At 74.4% G+C, this 21,433-nt stretch carries 16 protein-coding genes; 4 read left to right on the top strand and 12 right to left on the bottom strand.

From position 1 onward, the window contains the following. Positions 1 to 160: 160 nt before the first annotated feature. Entirely contained in the window at positions 161 to 1,480 is a 1,320-nt protein-coding gene (locus tag QC282_RS21665; protein WP_279551188.1) for an MFS transporter, read from the top strand. A gap of 58 nt (positions 1,481 to 1,538) precedes the next feature. Here the strand turns inward: QC282_RS21665 and QC282_RS21660 are convergent, their stop codons facing one another. From QC282_RS21660 to QC282_RS21640, 5 genes are all read right to left on the bottom strand, one after another. Further along, positions 1,539 to 2,531 carry an adenosine deaminase gene (locus tag QC282_RS21660; RefSeq protein WP_279551187.1) on the bottom strand — a complete coding sequence of 331 codons (993 nt, stop codon included), beginning with the start codon at positions 2,529 to 2,531 and terminating at the stop codon, positions 1,539 to 1,541. A 20-nt stretch (positions 2,532 to 2,551) separates the two neighbouring features. Next, the gene (locus QC282_RS21655) at positions 2,552 to 3,457 is read right to left on the bottom strand and encodes a ribonuclease Z (protein WP_279551186.1); all 906 of its coding nucleotides are present in this window, start codon (positions 3,455 to 3,457) and stop codon (positions 2,552 to 2,554) included. A gap of 6 nt (positions 3,458 to 3,463) precedes the next feature. Beyond that, positions 3,464 to 3,817, bottom strand: a complete 354-nt coding sequence (locus QC282_RS21650) for a histidine triad nucleotide-binding protein (RefSeq protein ID WP_279551185.1) — start codon at positions 3,815 to 3,817, stop codon at positions 3,464 to 3,466. A 65-nt stretch (positions 3,818 to 3,882) separates the two neighbouring features. Next, entirely contained in the window at positions 3,883 to 7,149 is a 3,267-nt protein-coding gene (locus tag QC282_RS21645) for a S41 family peptidase (protein WP_279551184.1), read from the bottom strand. A gap of 80 nt (positions 7,150 to 7,229) precedes the next feature. Then, positions 7,230 to 7,805: a hypothetical protein gene (locus tag QC282_RS21640; protein ID WP_279551183.1), complete on the bottom strand. Its 576-nt coding sequence runs from the start codon at positions 7,803 to 7,805 to the stop codon at positions 7,230 to 7,232. A 112-nt stretch (positions 7,806 to 7,917) separates the two neighbouring features. Here QC282_RS21640 and QC282_RS21635 point away from each other — a divergent pair, with 112 nt between their 5' ends. Beyond that, entirely contained in the window at positions 7,918 to 9,582 is a 1,665-nt protein-coding gene (locus tag QC282_RS21635) for a hypothetical protein (RefSeq protein WP_279551182.1), read from the top strand. A 30-nt stretch (positions 9,583 to 9,612) separates the two neighbouring features. On the opposite strand, the gene QC282_RS21630 is transcribed toward QC282_RS21635, so the two are convergent. From QC282_RS21630 to hrcA, 4 genes are read right to left on the bottom strand one after another with little or no spacing between them, the layout of a single operon-like run. Continuing rightward, positions 9,613 to 10,353: a 16S rRNA (uracil(1498)-N(3))-methyltransferase gene (locus QC282_RS21630; protein ID WP_279551181.1), complete on the bottom strand. Its 741-nt coding sequence runs from the start codon at positions 10,351 to 10,353 to the stop codon at positions 9,613 to 9,615. Further along, positions 10,350 to 11,420: a nitronate monooxygenase gene (locus QC282_RS21625; RefSeq protein ID WP_279551180.1), complete on the bottom strand. Its 1,071-nt coding sequence runs from the start codon at positions 11,418 to 11,420 to the stop codon at positions 10,350 to 10,352. The genes QC282_RS21630 and QC282_RS21625 overlap by 4 nt, the downstream gene beginning before the upstream one ends. A gap of 55 nt (positions 11,421 to 11,475) precedes the next feature. Beyond that, positions 11,476 to 12,612, bottom strand: coding sequence for a molecular chaperone DnaJ (gene dnaJ / locus QC282_RS21620; protein ID WP_279551179.1), 1,137 nt, complete (start codon positions 12,610 to 12,612; stop codon positions 11,476 to 11,478). Beyond that, positions 12,613 to 13,629, bottom strand: a complete 1,017-nt coding sequence (gene hrcA / locus QC282_RS21615) for a heat-inducible transcriptional repressor HrcA (RefSeq protein WP_279551178.1) — start codon at positions 13,627 to 13,629, stop codon at positions 12,613 to 12,615. 159 nt (positions 13,630 to 13,788) lie between these two features. On the opposite strand from hrcA, the gene QC282_RS21610 reads away from it, so the two are divergent. Together QC282_RS21610 and QC282_RS21605 are read left to right on the top strand one after the other, a co-directional pair. Then, positions 13,789 to 14,514: an MBL fold metallo-hydrolase gene (locus QC282_RS21610; RefSeq protein WP_279551177.1), complete on the top strand. Its 726-nt coding sequence runs from the start codon at positions 13,789 to 13,791 to the stop codon at positions 14,512 to 14,514. A gap of 34 nt (positions 14,515 to 14,548) precedes the next feature. After that, entirely contained in the window at positions 14,549 to 15,406 is an 858-nt protein-coding gene (locus QC282_RS21605; RefSeq protein ID WP_279551176.1) for a DUF3097 domain-containing protein, read from the top strand. A 127-nt stretch (positions 15,407 to 15,533) separates the two neighbouring features. Here QC282_RS21605 and hemW read toward each other — a convergent pair whose 3' ends face one another. The 3 genes from hemW to QC282_RS21590 all read right to left on the bottom strand — a co-directional run bounded on the left by hemW (position 15,534) and on the right by QC282_RS21590 (position 21,357). Beyond that, entirely contained in the window at positions 15,534 to 16,766 is a 1,233-nt protein-coding gene (gene hemW, locus QC282_RS21600; RefSeq protein ID WP_279551175.1) for a radical SAM family heme chaperone HemW, read from the bottom strand. A gap of 546 nt (positions 16,767 to 17,312) precedes the next feature. Then, positions 17,313 to 19,226, bottom strand: a complete 1,914-nt coding sequence (locus tag QC282_RS21595; RefSeq protein ID WP_279551174.1) for a SpoIIE family protein phosphatase — start codon at positions 19,224 to 19,226, stop codon at positions 17,313 to 17,315. A gap of 256 nt (positions 19,227 to 19,482) precedes the next feature. Next, the gene (locus QC282_RS21590; protein ID WP_279551173.1) at positions 19,483 to 21,357 is read right to left on the bottom strand and encodes an AMP-dependent synthetase/ligase; all 1,875 of its coding nucleotides are present in this window, start codon (positions 21,355 to 21,357) and stop codon (positions 19,483 to 19,485) included. Between the last annotated feature and the right edge of the window lie 76 nt (positions 21,358 to 21,433).

Genomic DNA, 21,433 nt, shown 5'->3' with positions numbered 1-21,433 from the left:
CGACCATCACGGACCCAAACGCAAGAGTGGCTTAGATCACAGCTTCCCGCCTCGCTTGCGCCGATACGTGCTTGATACAAATTGGCCGCGCGTTCCTGTCCGTCGACGGTCGGCGCCCCTCCCCCATCAACGCTTCATTACGCATGCTCTGGGAACGCCCGTGTTCGCCCCTCGCACCATTCCCCGGCCCCTCGTCGCCCTTTTCACGGCCGGGTACCTCGCCCCGTACCTCCTGCCGACCACCGTCGGCAGGCTCGACTCGGGACTTCCGCTCTCCGCGACGCAGTCCGGCGCCATCGGCAGCGCCCTGCTGCTGAGTTCGGCGACGGCCGGTTTCCTGTGGGCCTCCCGCGTCGAGCGGATCGGCGCCCGCACCCTGGCCCGCGCCGGGCTCGTCCTCGCCGTCCTCGGCTACGGCACCGCCGCCCTGACCACCGCCGTCCCGGCCGTCGTCGTCGGCGCGGTCCTCGGCGGGTTCGGCTCGGGCACGGTCACCACGGTCGCCGCCACCGGCATCGCCGGACAGCGCGATCCGCACCGGACGACCACGCTCGGCCTGCTCAGCGTCTCCGCGCTGGCCGGCGCCGTCTATCTGACGGTGCCGCGGCTCGGCCCCGGCCACGGGCTGCCGTTCGCCGCGATCGCCCTCACCGCGCTCGCCGTGTGGCCGACGACCGGCCGCCTGCCCGCCCGCACCGCCCCGGCCCACGCCCACGTGCACCCGGCCGGGCTCCCCCACCTGCGCGCCGGAGTCGTCCTCGCCGCCGCCATGGTGTGCTGGTCCCTCGCGCAGAACTCCCTGTGGGGCGTCAGCGGCCGGATCGGTCTGACGCAGGCCGGCCTCGGCGAGGCCACCGTCGGCGCCGTGTTCGCGGTGGCACTCGGCGCCGGACTGCTCGGCGTCCTCGCGGCGGGCGCGCTCGGGACGCGGCTGGGCCGGGCGGTCCCGGTCGGCGGCGGCACGGTCGTCATCGCCGGCTGCATCGTGCTCAGCGCCTCCGCGACCGACCTGGCCGGCTTCGCGGCGGGCGAGATCGCCTGGAACACCTTCTACCCGGTGGTCCTGTCGTACCTCATCGGGCTCGCCGCCACCCTCGACCCGCGCGGTCGCTGGGCGGTGCTCGTCGGCTCGGCGTCCTCGCTCGGCACGGCGGCCGGACCGCTGGTGGGCAGCCTGCTGTCGGCGTCGGCCGGATTCGCCGGCATGGGCCTGGTCCTCGCGGCCGGACTTCTGGTGATCGCCGTGCCGATGACCGCGGTGGCGCTGTTCGCCGGACGGCTGCCGCAGCCGGCCGAACAGGTTCCCGCCGGTCAGGTGCCGGTCGTGGACATCCCGGTCGCCGAGCACCCGGACGACGCGCAGCCCACGCTCGCCGACATCCCCGTCGTGGAGTTCCCCGTCGACGCCCGGGCCGTGCCCGCCCAGCGCGAGTACGGCACCGCGGCGGCGACGACCGCGCCGGGCGCCGCGAGCGACTGACGGCCGCACGCCGGGCGTACGCCTCCCGGACGACGACCGGGAGGCGTACGCCCGGGGGCTACCCGAACTCGTACGCCTCGACCTCGGCCAGGTACCGGGCCCGCAGTTCCTCGTCGTCGTCCAGGAAGGACGCCAGGAAGGAGTTGCGGGCCAGCTCGCGCAGCCGGTCCTCGGTGAGACCGAGGCCGGCGCGCACCGCGTCCAGGTTGTCGCCCGCGTAACCGCCGAAGTAGGCCGGGTCGTCGGAGTTGACCGTGCAGACCAGGCCCGCCTCCAGCATCGCGGGCAGCGGGTGGTCGGCCAGGGTGTCCACGGTGCGCAGCCGCACGTTCGACAGCGGGCACAGGGTCAGCGGCACCCGGTCCCGCACCAGCCGCTCCACCAGCCGCGGGTCCTCCAGGCAGCGCAGGCCGTGGTCGATCCGCTCCACGCCGAGCACGTCCAGCGCCTCGGTGATGTACTCCGGCGGGCCCTCCTCGCCGGCGTGCGCGACCCGCCTGAGGCCCAGCGCGGCGGCGGCCTCGTACACCTCGCGGAACTTCACCGGCGGATGCCCGACCTCCGCCGAGTCCAGGCCGACGCCCGTGATCCGGTCGAGGAACGGCTCGGCCTCCTTCAGCGTCCGCATCGCCGACTCGGCGGACTCGTCCCGCAGGAAGCACATGATGAGCCGCGTGGACACACCGTGGTTCTCCCGGCTGCGGCCCAGCGCCCGCCACAGGCCCTCCACCACCGTCGCCATGGGAACGCCGCGCGCCAGGTGGGCCTGCGGGTCGAAGAAGATCTCCGCGTGCCGCACGCCCTGCGCGGCGGCCCGGGCCAGATAGGCGTTCGCCAGGTCCTCGAAGTCCCGCTCGGTGCGCAGCACCGCCATCAGCGCGTAGTACAGGTCGAGGAAGGACTGGAGGTCCTGGAAGCGGTAGGCCTCGCGGAGCTCGCCGGTGTCGGCGTAACCCAGCGTCACGCCGTTGCGGGCGGCGAGCTCGAAGGCCAGCTCCGGCTCCAGCGTGCCTTCGATGTGCAGGTGCAGTTCAGCTGTCGGCAGGGGCATCACAGCATCGTACGAGCCGTTTACCGACGTTTCGGAACCGGCACCCGCAACAGGTCGCGCGCCACGGTCAGCTCGCCCTCGAAGCCGGCTGCCCTGGCCTGCCGCTCGAACTCCTCCGGTTCGCTGTAGCGCTGGCTGAAGTGCGTGAGCACCAGATGCCGTACGCCCGCGTCCCGCGCCGCGCGCGCCGCCTGCCCGGCGGTGAGGTGGCCGTGCTCCACCGCGAGGCCGGTGTCCTCGTCGAGGAACGTCGACTCGATGACGAGCATGTCGCAGCCGTCGGCGAGGGCGTGCACGCCGTCGCACAGCCGGGTGTCCATCACGAACGCGAACCGCTGCCCGCGCCGCACCTCGCTCACGTCCTCCAGCGTGACCCCGTCGAGGACGCCCTCCCGCTGGAGACGGCCCACGTCGGGCCCCTCGATGCCGTGCGCGGCGAGCCGCTCGGGCAGCATGCGGCGGCCGTCGGGCTCGGTCAGCCGGTAGCCGTAGGACTCGACGGGGTGGGAGAGCCTGCGCGCCTCCAGGGTGTAGCCCGGGGTGGCGGCGAGGACGCCGTCGGCGGCGACCGGGACCTCGGTCAGCCGCACCGTCTCGCGGTACGCGGTGGCGTACCGGAGCCGGTCGAAGAACCGCTTGCCGGAGCGCGGGTAGTGGGCGGTGACCTCGTGCGGCACCTGGTCCAGGTTGATGCGCTGGATCACGCCCGCCAGGCCCAGGGAGTGGTCGCCGTGGAAGTGGGTGACGCAGATCCGGTTCAGGTCGTGGGCGGCGACCCCGGCGCGCAGCATCTGGCGCTGCGTGCCCTCGCCGGGGTCGAACAGGATGCCCTCGCCGTCCCAGCGCAGCAGGTAGCCGTTGTGGTTGCGGTGCCGGGTCGGGACCTGGCTGGCGGTGCCGAGGACCACCAACTCGCGTACGGACACGGCTGCTTATCCCGGCGGCCAGTTCAGGCCGCGGCCGCCGAGGACGTGGGCGTGGGTGTGCCAGACCGTCTGGCCGGCGCCGCCGCCGGTGTTGAAGACGACGCGGTAACTGTCGAGCTTCTCCTCGTCGGCGACGGCCTGGGTCTCGCGCAGCACGTCGGCGGCGAGCTCCGGGGCGCCGGCGGCGAGGGCCGCGGCGTCCCGGTAGTGCGCCTTGGGGATGACCAGGACGTGGGTCGGGGCCTGCGGGTTGATGTCCCGGAAGGCGACGGTGGTCTCCGTCTCGCGCACGATCGTCGCCGGGATCTGCCCTGCGACGATCTTGCAGAACAGGCAGTCGTCCTGCGGTTCCCCTGCCATGTGTCCTCCGGCGGTCGATCGGGATACGGGGGGCATCGTATCGGGTGGGTGCGCGGCGCCCGCGGCTACGGCAGGCCGGGCGGGGTCCTGGCGGGGGTGTGCTCCAGGGCCTCAAGGGCCAGGCGGACCGCCTCGTCCAGCTGGGGGTCCCGGCCCGCCGCGTAGTCCTGGGGACGCTGCGGAACCTCCACGTCCGGGTCCACGCCGTGGTTCTCCACGCTCCACCCGTAACCCTCGAGCCAGAACGCGTACTTCGGCTGGGTGATCAGCGTGCCGTCGACCAGGCGGTAGCGGCTGTCGATGCCGATGACACCACCCCACGTGCGCATGCCGACGACCGGTCCGATGCCCAGCGCCCTGATCGCCGCGTTCACGATGTCGCCGTCGGAGCCGGAGAACTCGTTGGCGACGGCGACGACCGGCCCGCGCGGCGCGTCCATCGGATAGCTGTACGGCCGCATGCCGCGCGGCGAGCACCAGCCGACGATCCGCCGCGCCAGCTTCTCCACCACCAGCTGGGAGGTGTGGCCGCCGCGGTTCTCGCGGACGTCGACGACCAGGCCCTCGCGGGCGACCTCGACGCGCAGGTCCCGGTGGATCTGCGCCCAGCCGGGCGCCTGCATGTCGGGCACGTGCAGGTAGCCGAGCCGGCCGCCGGACTTCTCGTGGACGTAGGCACGCCGGTCGGCGACCCAGGCGTGGTAGCGCAGCGGCTCCTCGTCGTCCAGCGGGACGACCACCGCGTGCCGGGGCTCGCCGCCGCCGGACGGCAGGACGGTCAGCTCCACGGGCTTGCCGGCCGTACCCACCAGCAGCGGGCCGGGGCCGGTCACCGGGTCGACCGGCTGCCCCGCGACGGCGACGATCGCGTCCCCGGCGCGGACCGCGACGCCGGGCGCGGCGAGCGGGGAGCGCGCGTCCGGGTCGGACGTCTCGGAGGGCAGGACGCGGTCGATGCGCCAGGTGCCGTCCTCGTGGCGGGAGAGGTCCGCGCCGAGCAGGCCCTGCCGGGCGCCGCCGCCGAAGCCGCCGCGCGGGGTGACGTAGGCGTGCGAGGTGCCGAGTTCGCCGTGCACCTCCCACAGCAGGTCGACCAGGTCGTCGTGGGTGGCGACGCGCTCCAGGACGGGCCGGTAGCGGTCCAGGACCCCGTCCCAGTCGACGCCGCTCATGTCGGACCGCCAGAAGTGGTCCCGCATGACGCGGCCGGTCTCCTCGTACATCTGCCGCCACTCGGCCGCCGGGTCGATCAGGTGGCGTACGCGGGACAGGTCGACGGTGATGTTGGTGTCGCTGTCGTCGTCGCCGGAGGCTCGCCGGTCGCTGGGGACGACCTTCAGCCGGCTGTCCGTCCACAGCAGGACCCGCTTGCCGTCGCCGCTGACCTCGAAGTGGTCGGCGTCGGCGGCGAGATGCTCGACGCGCTGCTGGGCGAGGTCGTAGCGCTCCAGCTCGGTGTGCGGGTCGGCGTCGTCGGGCGTGGCGCGGGAGTGGCCGAGGACGCCGTGCACCGGGTGCCTCAGCCACAGCACGCCGTCCTTCGCGGCGCGCAGGTTGGAGTAGCGGGCGGCCTCGACCGGGAAGGGCACGATGCGGTCGGCGAGGCCGTCCAGGTCGATGCGCGTGGTGGGGGTGCCCTCGCTGTCGGGGGTCTCCTCCCGGTCCGGCGTCTCGAAGGGGCGGCCGTGCCGCTGCGGCCCGAACGGGGACGGCGTGGTCGCGGCCAGCGTTATCAGGTACGGGCGGACGCCCTCGACGAACGCGAGGTCGAAGACGTGCTCGTCGTAGACCGGGTCGAAGGACCGCGCCGACAGGAAGGCGAGGTGCTTGCCGTCCAGGGTGAACGCGGGCGCGTAGTCCTGGAAGCGCAGCGGGGTGGCCTCCGTGACGGACAGGTCGGTGGTGTTGGCGAGCTTGAGCTGGCACAGCGGGCGCGGGCCGGGGTGGGACCAGGCGAGCCAGGACGAGTCCGGCGAGAACACCAGCCCGGAGGCGTCGCCGTCCTCGCTGCGGTCCACCTCGCGGACCTCGCCGGTCTCCCGCTCGACGAGCAGCACCCGGCCGTCGTGCGAGGCGACGGCGACGCGGCTGCCGTCGGGGGCCATGGCGAGGGAGAGGACGCGGCCGAGCTGCCCGGCGGCGAGCCGGCGCGGGGTGGCGCCGGGGGCCAGGCCGGTGGCGGGCGCGAACTCCAGCGCGTCGTCGCCCTCGGCGTCGGTCACCCACACCACCCACTCCTCGCCGTCGGCGCGGAAGGTGCGCGGCAGCCGGGCCCGTACGCCGGGCCGCGCGGCGAGCGCGCGGGCGGGTCCGGAGCGGTGGGTGACCCAGTGCACGGAGCCGCGTACGGAGACGGCGCTGCCGCGCGCGGTGTGGTCCGGGGACGCCGCGCCGAACCAGCGGGCGGCGTTGACCGGGAACGGGTTCAGGTCGACGCGCTGCCCGCCGAGCCGGATGTCGAGGGGGCGCGGCTCGGCGCCGTCGAGGTCGTCCAGCAGCCACAGCCGGCCGGCGCTCGAGTACACGACGCGGGTGCCGTCGGTGGCGGCGTGCCGGGCGTAGAAGCCTCCCCCACTCTCGGCTTCGCCGGAGCGGGAGGTGCCCCCAAGCGGGGTGTGGCGGCGCAGGTCGGAGCCGTCGGCGAGGGAGGAGTACACGGCGCCGGTGCCCTCGTGGTCGGAGAGGAACGCGATGCGCTCCCCGACCCAGAACGGGTACTCGATGTTGCCGTCCAGGTCCTCGTGCAGCCGGACGAACTCCCCGGCGCCGTCCCCGTCGGGGGCGTCCCGGTCGATCCACAGCTTGCCGGCCGTGCCGCCCCGGTAGCGCTTCCACCAGGCGGCCTCCCGGCCCATCGTGGCGGACAGCAGCACGGTGCGCGGCCCGTACGCGACGTCGCCGACCGGCCCGTACGGCAGGGTGGCCGCCGGTCCGCCGTCCAGGGGGACGGCGCGGGCCCAGGTGCGGCGCAGGCTGGCCTGGCCGTGGGTGGTGATCGCGAGGACGTCGCCGTCCGGGGTCCAGCCGCGCACCTGCGTCTTCCAGCTGCCCCAGTACGTGAGGCGTCTGGCGGGGCCGCCGTCGACCGGCGCGACGTGCACCTCGGGGGCGCCGTCGCGGGTGGAGGTCCAGGCGACGGTCGTGCCGTCCGGCGAGATGCGCGGCGTGGTCACCGGAATGTTCTCGGCGCTGACCCGCCAGGCGCGTGAGCCGTCGAGCGGCGCGACCCACACGTCGTCCTCGGCCGTGAAGGCGACCAACTCGCCGTGCAGGTGCGGGAACCGGAGATACGCAGGCGAGGCCGCCGGTGCTGTCGTTGCAGGCTGAGTCACCCGATCACCCTATGCAGCGGCGGCGCCCGCGGACAGGGGTTCCGATCACTTGACCGGGAGCGCACACCCCTCTGACCGGTTCACTTGCCCTCGACGGGCGCGCAGTCGGGGTCCTCGCGGCACCAGACGGTCCGCGTGACGGTCACCGTGACGGTGGGCTCGGCTCCCCCGCCGCCCGGTTCGCCGCCCGGTTCGCCGCCCGCGGGCGGGGCGCTGGTGGCGGCGTCGCAGTTGCCCAGCCCGTCGACGCGGAACCACACCTTGCCGTCGACCTTGGCGGTCAGACTCCCGCGCACACAGGCGCCGTTGACGACCCGGGTGATCCTGCCGGTGACGGTGATGTCCCGCCCGTCGCCGGTCTCGCCCTCGCAGTCGACGTCGGCGACGGCCTTCTCGGTCGCGGTGGACGACGCCGTACCGCCGCCGCCCTCCCCGTAGGAGGCCGTGCAGGTGAGCCACCGCACGTCCGTCTTCTGCCGCTGAAGCTCCCGGGTCACCGCCTGGTCCGTCGTGAAGGCCACCGCCCCGGTGTTCAGCCCGCCCGGCTCACACGCGACGACACCGGCCACGGCCACCACGGCGAAGCCGGCCACAGCACCGGCCCGCCGACGGCCCCGGACGCCGGGCGTCCGCCAAATCCGCCTCGAAGCCCCCATGGACGGCAGCCTGCCACCGCTGGGGCTGCGGCGGTAGGGCGCATACGGCCACTCCGCGTCGCGCGCTGACACAATCGGGCGGTCCCGACCTCCCGCACCCGGAGAAGCGTTGATGCCCTCGCCGACCCCGCGGATCCGCACCCGCAGGAACACCCGGCCCGTGCCGGCCCCGCGCGCCTCGTCCGAGGCCGAGGAGTTGCCGGCCGGACCCGCCGAGCAGGCGGCGGGCCCGCCGCAGCCGCCGCACCGGCGCCGGGTGCGCATGCTGGTCGACGTGGTGGACCACCCCGACGAAGTCGCGTACGCCACCGTCCTGTTCGAGGAGCGCGGCTGGTCCGTGCGCCCCGCCGAGCCCGCCGAGGCGGCACCGCGCGCCGAGCACCGGGCCGCCCTCATCGTCGAGGTCCGGCTGCACGGGGCCCGCCTGGGCGCGGTCCGCACGGCGGTCGCCCAGCTGGAACTGCTCGCCCGGCAGGCCGAGTTGGGCGCGTGGGTGCGGGACGCGGCACTGGTCGAGCACGAGCGGGGGCCGCGCACCACGTACCACGTACACCGGGCCCCGCCCTCCGGCGGGCGGCTCCGGCCGGCCGCCGCCCGGCTGTGGGCCCGGCTCGGCGGGGCGGACGAGCAGCGGGCCGTGACCGTGCCCGCGGGGCCGAACTCGCGGGAGGCGGCCGGGGCGGAGCTGGCGGCCCGTGACCTGGGCGGCCGGGCCTTCGACCCGGCGCGGCACGCGCTGCGGGTACCGGGCCACTCGGACGAGAACCCGCCGCTCGCCCGCACGCCGCAGGAGCGCCGCGTCCACCGCGCCTGGCTGGTCGCGGGCGCCGTGGGCATCGTGCTCGCGGTGGCGTGCGGCATGTACGTGACGTGGGCGGACGGCTGGTGGAAGCTGCCGCCCGCGCTGCTCAGTACGGCGGGCGCGCTGCCGCTGGGCCGGACGGCCAAGGAGACCCGGGACCGCTCGCGTGCCGCGCAGTGGGCCACGGGTGTCGCGGGCACCACGGCGCTGGCCGGTTTCGGCGCGCTCGTGGGACACGACGTCCGGCCCGGCACGATGTGGGCGACGCTGCTGGTGCTGGCCCTGGTCGCGTTCACCGGTACCGGTGTGGCCCTCGCGCTGCGCCGGACCGTCTTCACCCGGCACGCGGCCTGGCTGGTGCCGGCGTCGGTCCCCGTGGTGTGGTCCATGGTCGCGTGGCTCGGCGGGCAGATGCACGACACCTATCTGTCCCTTTTCCACATCCCCCCGAATGTGGTGCCCGCCCCGGTCACGGGCAGGTACCTGGCCGCCGCCGAGCCGATGGTGCTCGCCCTGGGCAGCACCCTGTTCTTCGTCGCGCTGGTGGGCTGGCTGCGCCACTTCCACCTGACCCGGGACACCACGTACCGGCTGTTCGCCGTCGTGCTGGCCACGCTGCTGGCCGTGGGCTACGCCCTCACCGCCAAGATCCTCGGCAACGACAACGCCTGGGACGCGGCTCGGGACGCCGCGCGCGACGTCATGGTGCGGGGCGTCACACCGTCCGATTACTACGGCCTGCAGGGCAGGCTGGTGTGCGTGCGCCCGCTGAAGCCGGACGAGCCGCTGGCCGTGGACAACGGCCCGGTCCCCACCGACCAGGCGGTGCTCTCCTTCGGCTCCACCGGCGAGTGGATCTGGCTGTGGGCCCCCCACCGCCGTTCACAGGACGAGCTGCACTCGTTCGCGGTGCGCCGCGAGGACGTCCAGCTCATACCCGCGCTCCAGCCGAAGCCGCGGTGCCCGGCCGGGTGAGGCCCGGCGGTGCCCGGCCTCCGGGGGCCGTCAGGACCAGCGGCCCGAGCGCCCCAGCAGCAGGGCGGCGGCGGCGGTGCCGGCCGTCGAGGTGCGCAGCACGCTGCGGCCCAGGCGGTAGGCCCTCGCGCCGGCCTCCTCGAACAGCGCCAACTCCTCGGGGGACACGCCGCCTTCGGGACCGACGACCAGCACGATGTCGCCGGACGCGGGCAGTTCGGCGGTGGCCAGCGGCTCGTCGCCGCTCTCGTGCAGTACGGCGGCGAAGTCGGCGTCCGCGAGCAGCGCGGCGACCCGCTTGGTGGTGGCCGCGTCCGCGACGTCCGGGAACCGCACGCGGCGGGACTGCTTGCCGGCCTCACGGGCGGTGGCCCGCCACTTGCCGAGCGCCTTCGCGCCGCGCTCGCCCTTCCACTGCGTGACGCAGCGGGCCGCCGACCAGGGCACGATCGCGTCGACCCCGACCTCCGTCATGGTCTCGACGGCCAGTTCGCCCCGGTCGCCCTTGGGCAGGGCCTGCACGACGGTGATGCGGGGCGACTCGGCGGGCTCCTCGGCGACCTCGCCCAGCCGCACCACCAGCCGGTCCTTGCCCTCCGTGTCGACCACCTCGGCCTCGGCCCAGCGCCCGGCGCCGTCGGTGAGGACGACGCCCTCGCCGGGGCGCAGCCGCTTGACGGAGACCGCGTGCCGCCCCTCGGGTCCGGCCAGGACGTAACGCCCGTCGGCACCGGCGTCGAAGTGCTCGACCACGAACACCGGCGCGGTCATCGCGCGCCGCCCGCCAACACCGCCCGCGCGGCGGCGAGTTCGGCGGCCAGCACCTCCACGAGCTGGCCCGCGGGCAGCTCCCGCGCCATGCGGTGCCCCTGGCCCGCCCACAGGGCCATGCCCTGCGCGTCACCGGCCTTGGCGGCGGCCTTGCGCAGCGGCGAGGTCAGGTGGTGGATCTCCGGGTACGCGGCGGGCGCGTAGGGGCCGTGCTCGCGCAGGAAGCGGTTGACCAGGCCGCGCGCCGGCCGGCCGGAGAACGCCCGGGTCAGCTCCGTCCGCACGAACAGGGGGTTGGTCAGCGCCTGCTTGTGCAGCGGGCTGGCGCCGGACTCGGGCGTGACGAGGAACGCGGTGCCGAGCTGGGCGGCGCTCGCGCCGGCCGCGAGGACGGCGGCGATCTGGCCGCCGCGCATGATGCCGCCGGCGGCGACGACGGGGATACCGACGGCCTCACGGACCTGGGCGACCAGGGAGAGCAGCCCGAGCCCGGAGCCGTCCGTCTCCGGGATGTCCCGGTGGGTGCCCTGGTGGCCGCCCGCCTCCACGCCCTGCGCGATCACGCCGTCGGCCCCGGCCCGTTCGACGGCGCGGGCCTCGTCGGCGGTGGTGGCGGTGACCAGGGTGCGGGTGCCGACGCGGCGCAGGGCGTCCAGGACGTCCCGCGAGGGGCAGCCGAAGTGGAAGGACACCACCGGCACCGGGTTGTCCAGCAGCACCGCGAGCTTGGCGTCGAAGCCGTCGTCGCGGCCGCTGTCCGGGTCGCCCAGCTCGGTCTCGTACCAGCCGGCCTCACCGGCGAGCTGGTGGGCGTAGACGTCGACCGCGGCCCGGTCGGCGTACTCGGGCTGCGGCATGAAGAGGTTGACGCCGAAGGGCCGGTTCGTCAGTCCCCGCAGTTGCTTGATCTCCTGGTACATGCCGTCGGCGGTCTTGTACCCGGCGGCGAGGAAACCGAGCCCGCCCGCCTCGGACACGGCGGCGGCGAGCTGCGGCACGGAGACGCCGCCCGCCATGGGGGCCTGCACGATCGGGTGACGGAAGAGATCGGTCAGCGCGGAGGACATGACGGCATGTTGTCACGTCCTCCGAACAAGTCCGAATCGGGCCGTCCGTTGACCGTCAGCGACCGTTGAAGGCGTCCTTCAGACGCGAGAACAGTCCCTGCTGCCCGGGCTGGAACTGCCCCTGGGGCCGCTCCTCACCGCGCAACTTGGCCAGTTCCCGCAGGACACGCTCCTGCTCGACGTCCAGCTTGGTCGGCGTCTGCACCTCGACGTGGACGATCAGGTCGCCCCGGCCGCCGCCGCGCAGATGCGTGACGCCCCGGCCGTGCAGCGGGATCGACTGCCCGGACTGCGTGCCGGGACGGATGTCGACCTCCTCCATGCCGTCGAGGGTCTCCAGCGGCACCTTCGTGCCGAGGGCCGCCGCCGTCATCGGGAGCGTGACCGTGCAGTGCAGGTCGTCGCCGCGCCGCTGGAACTGCGAGTGGGGCAGCTCGTGGATCTCCACGTACAGGTCACCGGCGGGACCGCCGCCGGGCCCGACCTCGCCCTCGCCGGCGAGCTGGATGCGCGTGCCGTTGTCGACGCCGGCCGGGATCTTCACGGTCAGCGTGCGGCGGGAACGCACCCGGCCGTCGCCCGCGCACTCCGGGCACGGCGTCGGGACGACCGTGCCGAAGCCCTGGCACTGCGGGCAGGGCCGCGAGGTCATGACCTGGCCCAGGAAGGACCGGGTGACCTGGGAGACCTCACCGCGGCCCCGGCACATGTCGCAGGTCTGCGCCGAGGTGCCCGGGGCGGCGCCCTCGCCGCTGCACGTGGTGCACACGACGGCCGTGTCGACCTGGATGTCCTTGGTCGTGCCGAACGCGGCCTCGTCGAGCTCGATCTCGATGCGGATCATCGCGTCCTGGCCGCGGCGGGTGCGCGAGCGCGGTCCGCGCTGCGACGCCGTACCGAAGAACGCGTCCATGATGTCGGAGAAGTTCCCGAAGCCGCCGGCCCCGAAGCCGCCCGCGCCGCCGCCCCCGGCCTGCGAGAGCGGGTCGCCGCCGAGGTCGTAGACCTGCTTCTTCTGCGGGTCCGACAGCACCTCGTAGGCGGCGTTGATCTCCTTGAACCGCTCCTGGGTCTTCGGATCGGGGTTGACGTCCGGGTGCAGCTCGCGAGCGAGCCGCCGGAAAGCCTTCTTGATCTCTTCCTGCGACGCGTCGCGGCGCACGCCGAGAACGGCGTAATAGTCCGTGGCCACTTACGACTCCGCCAGGATCTGTCCGACGTACCGTGCCACTGCGCGTACCGCTCCCATCGTTCCCGGGTAGTCCATGCGGGTCGGTCCGACCACGCCGAGCTTGGCAACCGCCTCGCCGCCCGAACCGTAGCCGACCGACACGACGGACGTGGAGTTGAGTCCTTCGTGGGCGTTCTCGTGACCGATTCGGACGGTCACGCCCGGATCCTGCGCCTCGCCGAGCAGCTTCAGGAGCACCACCTGCTCCTCCAGCGCCTCAAGGACGGGCCGGATCGTGAGGGGGAAGTCGTGCCCGAAGCGCGTCAGATTGGCGGTGCCGCCGATCATCAGCCGCTCCTCGTTCTCCTCGACGAGCGTCTCCAGGAGGGTCGACAGCACCGTCGAGACCGTACCGCGGTCCTCGGCCTCGAAGGCCTCCGGCAGATCCTCCACCAGGGTCGGCACGTCCGTGAAACGACGGCCCGCGACCCGGCTGTTGAGCCGCGCCCGCAGATCCGCGAGCGCCATCTCGCCGAACGGCGCCGGGCAGTCCACGACCCGCTGCTCGACCCGGCCGGTGTCCGTGATCAGCACGAGCATCACCCGCGCCGGCGCGAGGGACAGCAGCTCCACGTGCCGCACGGTCGAACGGGTCAGCGACGGGTACTGCACGACGGCGACCTGCCGGGTGAGCTGCGCGAGCAGCCGCACCGTGCGGGCCACGACGTCGTCGAGGTCGACGGCACCCTCCAGGAAGTTCTGGATGGCGCGCCGCTCGGGCGGGCTCATCGGCTTGACGCCGGCGAGCTTGTCCACGAACAGGCGGTACCCCTTGTCGGTGGGGATGCGCCCCGCGCTGGTGTGCGGCTGCGCGATGAACCCCTCGTCCTCCAGGGCCGCCATGTCGTTGCGCACGGTGGCCGGGGAGACGCCGAGGTTGTGACGCTCGGTGAGCGCCTTGGAACCGACGGGCTCCTCGGTGCCGACGTAGTCCTGGACGATCGCGCGCAACACCTGAAGCCTGCGTTCACTGAGCACCGCGCACACCTCCAGCTGTCGTCCGCCGCCGCCCCTGGCACTCGGCGCGTGCGAGTGCCAGACTTCCCCGGCCAAGTGTACGGCCGTGGGGTGCACCGGGGGCAAGGCCGGTCCCACGCCGCCGTGCCGGAGCGTGACGTCAGCAGCTAGCGTCGCCGTATGACGGTGACTTGGGAAGAGCTGGGGTGGGAGCACCTGGCCGGCGGAGTGGGCCGGTGCCGGCTGCCGGGCTGGGACTGCACGGCCGGGCTCGTCGTCGGCACCGGCGCCGCGCTGCTGATCGACGCCGGGTCCCACCTCGCGGAGGGCGCCCGGCTGCGGGAGCAGGCGGAACGGCTCACCGGTCACCGTGTGACGCATCTCGCGCTGACCCACCCGCACTTCGACCACGTCCTCGGCGCCCCGGCCCTCGCGGGGGCGGAGGTGTACGGCGCGGTGGGCGTGGACGCGCTGTTCGGGCCGCGCGGACGGGAGGAGCTGCGCGCGGACGCGGTGCGCCACGGGCTGGACGCGCCGACCGCGCAGGAGGCCGCCGACGCGCTCGCCCCGCCCCGTCACCTGGTCAGCGGCGAGTGGACGCTCGACCTGGGCGGCGGCCGGCAGGTCCTGCTGGCGAACGTGGGCCCGGGCCACACGGCGCACGACCTCGTCGTCCTGGTCCCCGGCGACCGCGAGGTGGTCTTCTGCGGCGACCTCGTCGAGCAGTCCGGCGAACCGCAGGCCGGCCCGGACGCCGTGCCGGCGCGGTGGCCTGCCGCGCTGGACCGGCTGCTCTCCCTCGGCGGCGAGGACGCGCTGTACGTGCCCGGTCACGGAGCGGTGGTGGGCGCGGCGTTCGTGCGGGCGCAGCGCGACGAGCTGGCGGCGCGTTTCGGCGTGTCGTGATCGCCGGACGGCCGCTTCTCCTATCGTCGTTCGAATGCGCCCACCCGTCTCCCACCACCGCCCTTCCGGTGAGGGCCCTTCGGGCCCGCGCCCTCGCCGGTATTCGCCGGACCTGACCCCGCCGTGGAAGAAGCCCAGGCCCGTCCCGGAGGTCCCCGCGGAGCCCGGTCTGGTCGTGGAGGAGCCCGGCACCGGTTTCTGCGGCGCGGTGATCGGCTGCGAGGCGGGCACGGTGACCCTGGAGGACCGCTTCGGCAAGCACCGGGTGTTCCCGCTGGAGCCGCGCGGCTTCCTGCTGGAGGGCAGGGTGGTGACCCTGGTGAAACCGGCCGGCGGTCCCGTACGGCCCACCCGTACGGCGTCCGGCTCGGTGGCCGTCCCCGGCGCACGCGCGCGCGTGGCCCGCGCCGGCCGCATCTACGTCGAGGGCCGGCACGACGCCGAACTGGTCGAGAAGGTGTGGGGCGACGACCTGCGCATCGAGGGCGTGGTCGTGGAGTACCTGGAGGGCGTGGACGACCTGCCGTCGATCGTCGCGGACTTCTCCCCCGGCCCCGACGCGCGCCTCGGCGTCCTGGTGGACCACCTGGTCCCGGGCTCGAAGGAATGGCGCATCGCCCAGTCGGTGACCAGCGAGCACGCCCTGGTCGTGGGCCATCCGTACATCGACGTCTGGGAGGCCGTGAAGCCGTCGGCCCTGGGCATCGGGGCGTGGCCCCGCGTGCCGCACGGCCAGGACTGGAAGAAGGGCGTGTGCCGCGCCCTGGGCTGGCCGGAAAACACCGGTGCGGCATGGCAGCACATCCTGTCCAAGGTCCGCTCATACAAGGACTTGGAGCCGGAACTGCTGAGGTGTGTGGAGCACCTCATCGATCACGTGACCGTGCCCTGAAGCCGGGCGAGTCATTGACCCACCGGACCTGGCGGACTGCTCTGCGCCCACGCGGAGATGGTCCGTCGGTCAACTCGTCGACCCGGCCGAGCAGGTCGGGCTCCCCGCTCGTGCGGGGACTCACCCCTCAGTCCACCAGGTCCCGCACCACCGCGTCGGCCAGCAGCCGCCCCCGCAGGGTCAGCGCCGCGCGCCCCTCCTCGTAGGGCCCGGCGTCCAGGAGCCCGTCCGCCAGCGCCCGCCGGGACGCCGCGAGTCCGGCCTCCCGCAGCAGGGACAGCGGCACCCCGTCCCGCAGCCGCAGCTCCAGCAGGACCCGCTCGACCCGGCGGTCCTCGTCCGTCAGCAGTTCCCGGCCCGCGCCCGGCGAGCGCCCCGCCGCCAGCGCCGCCGCGTACGCCCCGGGATGCTTCACGTTCCACCAGCGCACGCCGCCCACGTGGCTGTGCGCGCCGGGGCCCGCGCCCCACCAGTCGGCCCCGCGCCAGTACAGCTCGTTGTGCAGACACCGGCCCGCCTCGGACCGCGCCCAGTTCGACACCTCGTACCACTCGAAGCCCGCCGAGGACAGCGCCTCCTCGGCCATGAGATACCGGTCGGCGTGGACGTCGTCGTCGGTCATCGGGATCTCGCCCCGCCGGATCCGCCGCGCGAGCTGCGTCCCCTCCTCGACGATCAGCGCGTACGCCGACACGTGGTCCGGGCCGGCCCCGAGCGCCGCGTCCAGCGAGGCCCGCCAGTCGTCGTCGGACTCGCCGGGCGTGCCGTAGATCAGGTCGAGGTTGACGTGCTCGAACCCGGCCGCGTGGGCCTCGGCGACGCAGCGCTCGGGGCGGCCGGGCGTGTGCGTGCGGTCCAGGACGCGCAGGACGTGCTGCCTCGCGCTCTGCATGCCGAAGGAGATCCGGTTGAAGCCGCCGGCCCTCAGCGCCGCCAGGTAGGCGGGGTCGACGGACTCGGGGTTGGCCTCCGTCGTGATCTCCGCGCCCGCGGCCAGCCCGAACTCGTCGCGGATCGCCGCCAGCATCCGTACGAGATCGGCGGCGGCCAGCAGCGTCGGGGTGCCGCCGCCGACGAACACCGTGCTGACCTGGCGCGGGTCGTCGCCGAGGACCTTGCGGGCGAGGCGGATCTCGTCGGTCAGCGTGACCGCGTAGTTGTCGCGGGAGGCGAGGACGCCGCCGGTGCCGCGCAGCTCGGTCGCGGTGTAGGTGTTGAAGTCGCAGTAGCCGCAGCGGGACGCGCAGTACGGGACGTGCAGGTAGAACCCGAGGGGGCGGTCCGCGGCCCCGGCGAGCGCGTGCGGGGGCAGTGCGCCGTCGTCGGGGACGGGCTCGCCGTCGGGGAGTGCGGAAGGCATGTACTCCATTGTCCAGCACCGGGCGCCATGGCCCGGCGGTCGGCGGCACCACACGCCGCGGGGCGGCTGCCACCGTCACGCGGACCGGCCGCCCTCCGGACCGGCCACCGTGTCCGGTGCCCGCCGCCGCTCGGACCGGCCGTCCCCCGGGCCAGCCCTCGCTCGCACCGGCCGTCTCCCGCGCCCGCCGTCGCTCGCACCGGCCGTCGTCTCCAGGACGGCCGCCGTCCCCAGCACCGGCCGCCGTCCCCGGGCCCGCCGCCCCGGATCGGGAACCGTGCCCAGTGCCCGCCGCCACTCGGACCGGCCGTCCCGCGGGCCCGCCGCCACTCGGACCGGCCGTCCCGCGGGCCCGCCGCCGCTCGCACCGGCCGCCGTCCCCAGCACCGGCACCGGCCGCCGTCCCCAGGACCGGCCGCCGTCCCCGGGACCGGCCACCGCCGCCAGGGCCCCGCCCCCGAGACCTGCCACCGTCCCCCGGACCAGCCGCCGCCCCCGGACCCGACACCGTCGCCCGGACCCGACACCGTCCCCCCGGACCCGCCCTCACTCGGCCTGGAGCACCAGGAGGGCCAGGTCGTCCTCCGGTGGGCGGGTGCCGAAGTCGTGGACCAGGCCGCGGATGCGCTCCGCGATCAGCTCCGCGTCCAGCCCGGCGCAGCCCGCGAGGGCGACCGCCAGCCCGTCCTCGTCGTCGAACTGGCGTGATCCGCAGCGCCGCTCGGTCACGCCGTCCGTGACGCACAGCAGCGTGTCGCCGGACCGCAGCTCGAAGGTCTCGCTGACGTACGTCTCGTCCTCCACGACGCCGAGCAGCGTCTGCGGCCTCGCCGCCGTGTGGACCCGGCCGTCGGCGCCGAGGAGCAGCGGCAGCGGGTGCCCGGCGGAGGCGAGGGTGCAGCGGATGCCGGGCCCGGCCGCCGTCTCCACGAGCACCAGCTCCCCGTAGAGAAGGGAGAGGAACCGGGTCTGCGGGCCGTCGCCGGGGCCCGCGGGCCGGCCGCCGGCCAGGGCGCGGGCCGCCGCGTCCGCGGCCTCCGTCGCGTCGTCGAGGAGGAGCTGGTTGAGGCGGTCGAGGACGTCGGCGACGCCGTACCCCTCGCGGGCGAGCAGCCGCAGCCAGGGCCGGGCGAGCCCGATGACGACGGCGGCCTCGGGCCCCTTGCCCTGGACGTCGCCGACGGCGAAGCACCAGCGGCCCTCGCCGGCCGGGAACAGGTCGTAGAAGTCGCCGCTCGGCCCGCCCTGGTCGCACGGCTCGTGGACGAGGGCGCTGCGCACGCCCGGTATCTCGGCGACCGCGCCGGGCAGCAGGCCGCGTTGCAGGACGGAGCTGATGGTGACCTGCCGGGCGTACTGCCGGGCCGCCCCGACGGCGAGCGCCACCCGGCGGCCGAGGTCCTCGACCAGGCCGGTGATCTCGTCAGGGAAGCGGGGCGTGCCGGCCCGCCCGATGACGAGCGTGCCCAGCGGCCGACCGCCCGCGACGAGCCGGTACGCCAGTGCCGTGCCGTAGACGCCGTGCGGGCCGAGCGCCTGCGCGGGCCACGGGTGGGGGACGGGTCCGGAGGTCATCGGGTCGGGCAGCCGGGGCGGGTCCTTCTCCAGGGCGGCGCGCAGTTCCTCGATGCGGTTCTCGCTGCCGTGCCACACGCGGGCCAGCCGCGCGCCGGGCGCCCAGGGGCCGTCGGCCCTGCCGCCGCGGCCGGTGGACTCGTCCTCCAGCCACACCGCGCACCAGTCGGCGAGCCGCGGCACGATCAGCTGGGCGGTGAGGGAGGCGACGAGGTCCTCGTCGAGCTGTCCGGCGAGCAGTCCGGACGCCTCGGCGAGGAAGGACAGGGCGCCCCGGTTCAGCCAGTCCGCGTCGCGGCTCTCCTCGGCGGCCCGCCAGTCGCGGGGCGGCTCGGGCGCGAGCAGGCCCGCGGCACCGAGTCCGCCGGGGTCCACCGGGAACACGCCGTCCTCGTCCCGGGCGGTGACGGGCAGCCGGGCCCACACGGTCTTGGTGTCCGGGCGGTAGGTGATGCCCCAGCTCTCGGCGAGCGAGGCGACCAGGCGCAGGCCGCGCCCGTACTCGGGCGGCTCGTCGGGCGGTTCGGCGTGGCCGTCGCGCGGGGCGCGCGAGGGGTGGTGGTCGCTGACCTCCAGCAGCAGGGTGCCGGTGTCCTCGTCCAGCTGTAAGGAGAGCTCGACGTCGGTGCCGGCGTGCACGACCGCGTTGGTGACGAGCTCGCTCACGACGAGGCCGGCGTCGTCCGCGAGCCGGTCGGTGAGCCGGTCGGCGCCGGGCAGACCGCGGTCGGCCCAGTCGGCGAGGGCGCCGCGCACCAGGGCGCGGGCCGAGCCGGGGGCGAGGCTGCTGCCGGGCAGGCCGGCGTGCGCCCGCGCGTGGTGCTGCGGCGCGGGCGCCTCGGCGGTACGGGAGAGGATCTCCCGTTGCGTCGGAATGGCCCCCATGGACAGCTCCCCGGACGATCGGTACGAGTGCGCCTCGGTCGTTGCCGACAGCGTGACAGACCGACTGCGCCCATACGCGGGGAGTTACCAAAAGTGGGTGGTCATGGGCGGAAAACGTGCTACGGGTGTGCTTGCACCGGTCGGAAACCGGCACGGAAGCGCCTGATTCGGCCAGGACCCGGCCCCGGGGTTGCGTGAGGGGAGAAACGGGCGCGGGCGGCGCCCGGGGGGTGTGCGCCGCCCGCGCCCGCGGGAGTCACGCTTCGCGCGATCCCTCGTACATCTCCTCGATGAGGTGCTTGTACTCGCGCTCGACCACGGGCCGCTTCAGCTTCAGGCTCGGGGTGATCTCGCCGTGCTCGACGTCGAGGTCGCGCGGCAGCAGGCGGAACTTCTTGATGGTCTGCCAGCGCTGCAGGCCCTCGTTGAGCTGCTTGACGTAGCCGTCGACCATCTCGACGGTGACCGGCGCGGCGACGATCTCGGCGTACGGCTTGCCCTCCAGGCCGTTCTCCTTGGCCCACTCGGTGATCGCCATCTCGTCCAGGGCGATGAGGGCGGTGCAGTAGTTCCGGTCGGCGCCGTGCACCAGGATGTTGGAGACGTACGGGCAGATCGCCTTGAACCGGCCCTCGACCTCGGCGGGCGCCACGTACTTGCCGCCGGAGGTCTTGATGAGGTCCTTCTTGCGGTCGGTGATCCGCAGGTAGCCGTCCGGGGAGAGCTCGCCGATGTCGCCGGTGTGGAACCAGCCGTCCGCCTCCAGGACCTCGGCGGTCTTCTCGGGCAGCCCGTGGTAGCCCTCCATGATGCCGGGGCCGCGCAGCAGGATCTCGCCGTCGTCGGCGATGCGCACCTCGGTGCCGGGCAGCGGCTTGCCGACCGTGCCGGTGCGGTAGGCCTCGCCGGGGTTGACGAAGGACGCCGCGGAGGACTCGGTGAGGCCGTAGCCCTCCAGGATGTGGATGCCGGCGCCGGCGAAGAAGTAGCCGATGTCGGGGGCGAGCGCGGCCGAGCCGGAGACGCAGGCGCGCAGGTTGCCGCCGAAGGCGTCGCGGATCTTGGCGTAGACGAGCTTGTCGGCGACGTTGTGCTTGGCGGTCAGCCCGAAGGGGGCGCTCGCGACGCCGGTGCGGCGGAAGTTGTCCTGGGTGACCTTGGCGTACTCGCGGGCCACGCCGGCCGCCCACTGGAAGATCTTGTACTTGGCGCCGCCGCCCGCGCGGGCCTTGGCCGCGACCCCGTTGTAGACCTTCTCGAAGATGCGCGGCACGGCCGCCATGTACGTCGGCCGCACGACCGGCAGGTTCTCGATGATCTTGTCGACGCGGCCGTCGACGGCGGTGACGTGCCCCACCTCGATCTGGCCGGAGGTGAGCACCTTGCCGAAGACGTGCGCGAGCGGCAGCCACAGGTACTGCACGTCGTCGCCGCCGACCAGCCCGGTCGCGGCGATCGCCTTCGCCATGTACGACCAGTTGTCGTGCGGCAGGCGCACGCCCTTGGGACGGCCGGTGGTGCCGGAGGTGTAGATGAGGGTGGCGAGCTGGTCCTTGGTGATCGCGCCGACCCGCTGCCTGATCAGCTCGGGGTCCTTGTCCAGGCGGGCCGCGCCACGGGCCTCCAGCTCGGCGAGCGTGAGAACCCAGTCGCTGGTCTCCACGCCCGCCCCGTCGATCACCACGACGTGGGTGAGCTCGGGCAGCTCGCCGCGCTTCTCGCGGGCCTTGGCGAGCTGGTCGGCGTTCTCGGCGATCAGCACCCGGCTCTCGGAGTCGGAGAGGATGTACGCCGACTCCTCCGCGTTGGTCTGCGGGTAGACCGTCGTCGTGGCCGCGCCGGCGCACATGATGCCGAGGTCGGCGAGGATCCACTCGATGCGGGTCGAGGAGGCGAGCGCGACGCGCTGCTCCGGCTGCACGCCCAGCTCGATGAGTCCGGCCGCGATGGCGTGGACCCGCTCGGCGGCCTGCGCCCAGGTCAGGGACTTCCAGTCGTCCGGGCCCGCACCGGATGCGGCGGGCACCGGATAGCGGTAGGCCTCGGCATCGGGCGTGGCCGCCACGCGCTCCAGGAAGAGGCCCGCCACGGACGGCGGACGGTTCTCGATCAGTGTCTGTGCGTCGCTCACGACATCCTCCGGGGCCCGCGGCAGTGCGGCTGGCTCAGTGCGGCTGGTTCTCCCCGCGAGCTTGTTTAACTCGCGA

Source organism: Streptomyces sp. DH24 (genome assembly GCF_029813775.1).
In the GTDB taxonomy this organism is placed as follows: Bacteria; Actinomycetota; Actinomycetes; order Streptomycetales; family Streptomycetaceae; genus Streptomyces.
This window is presented reverse-complemented; position numbering and strand designations above follow the sequence as displayed.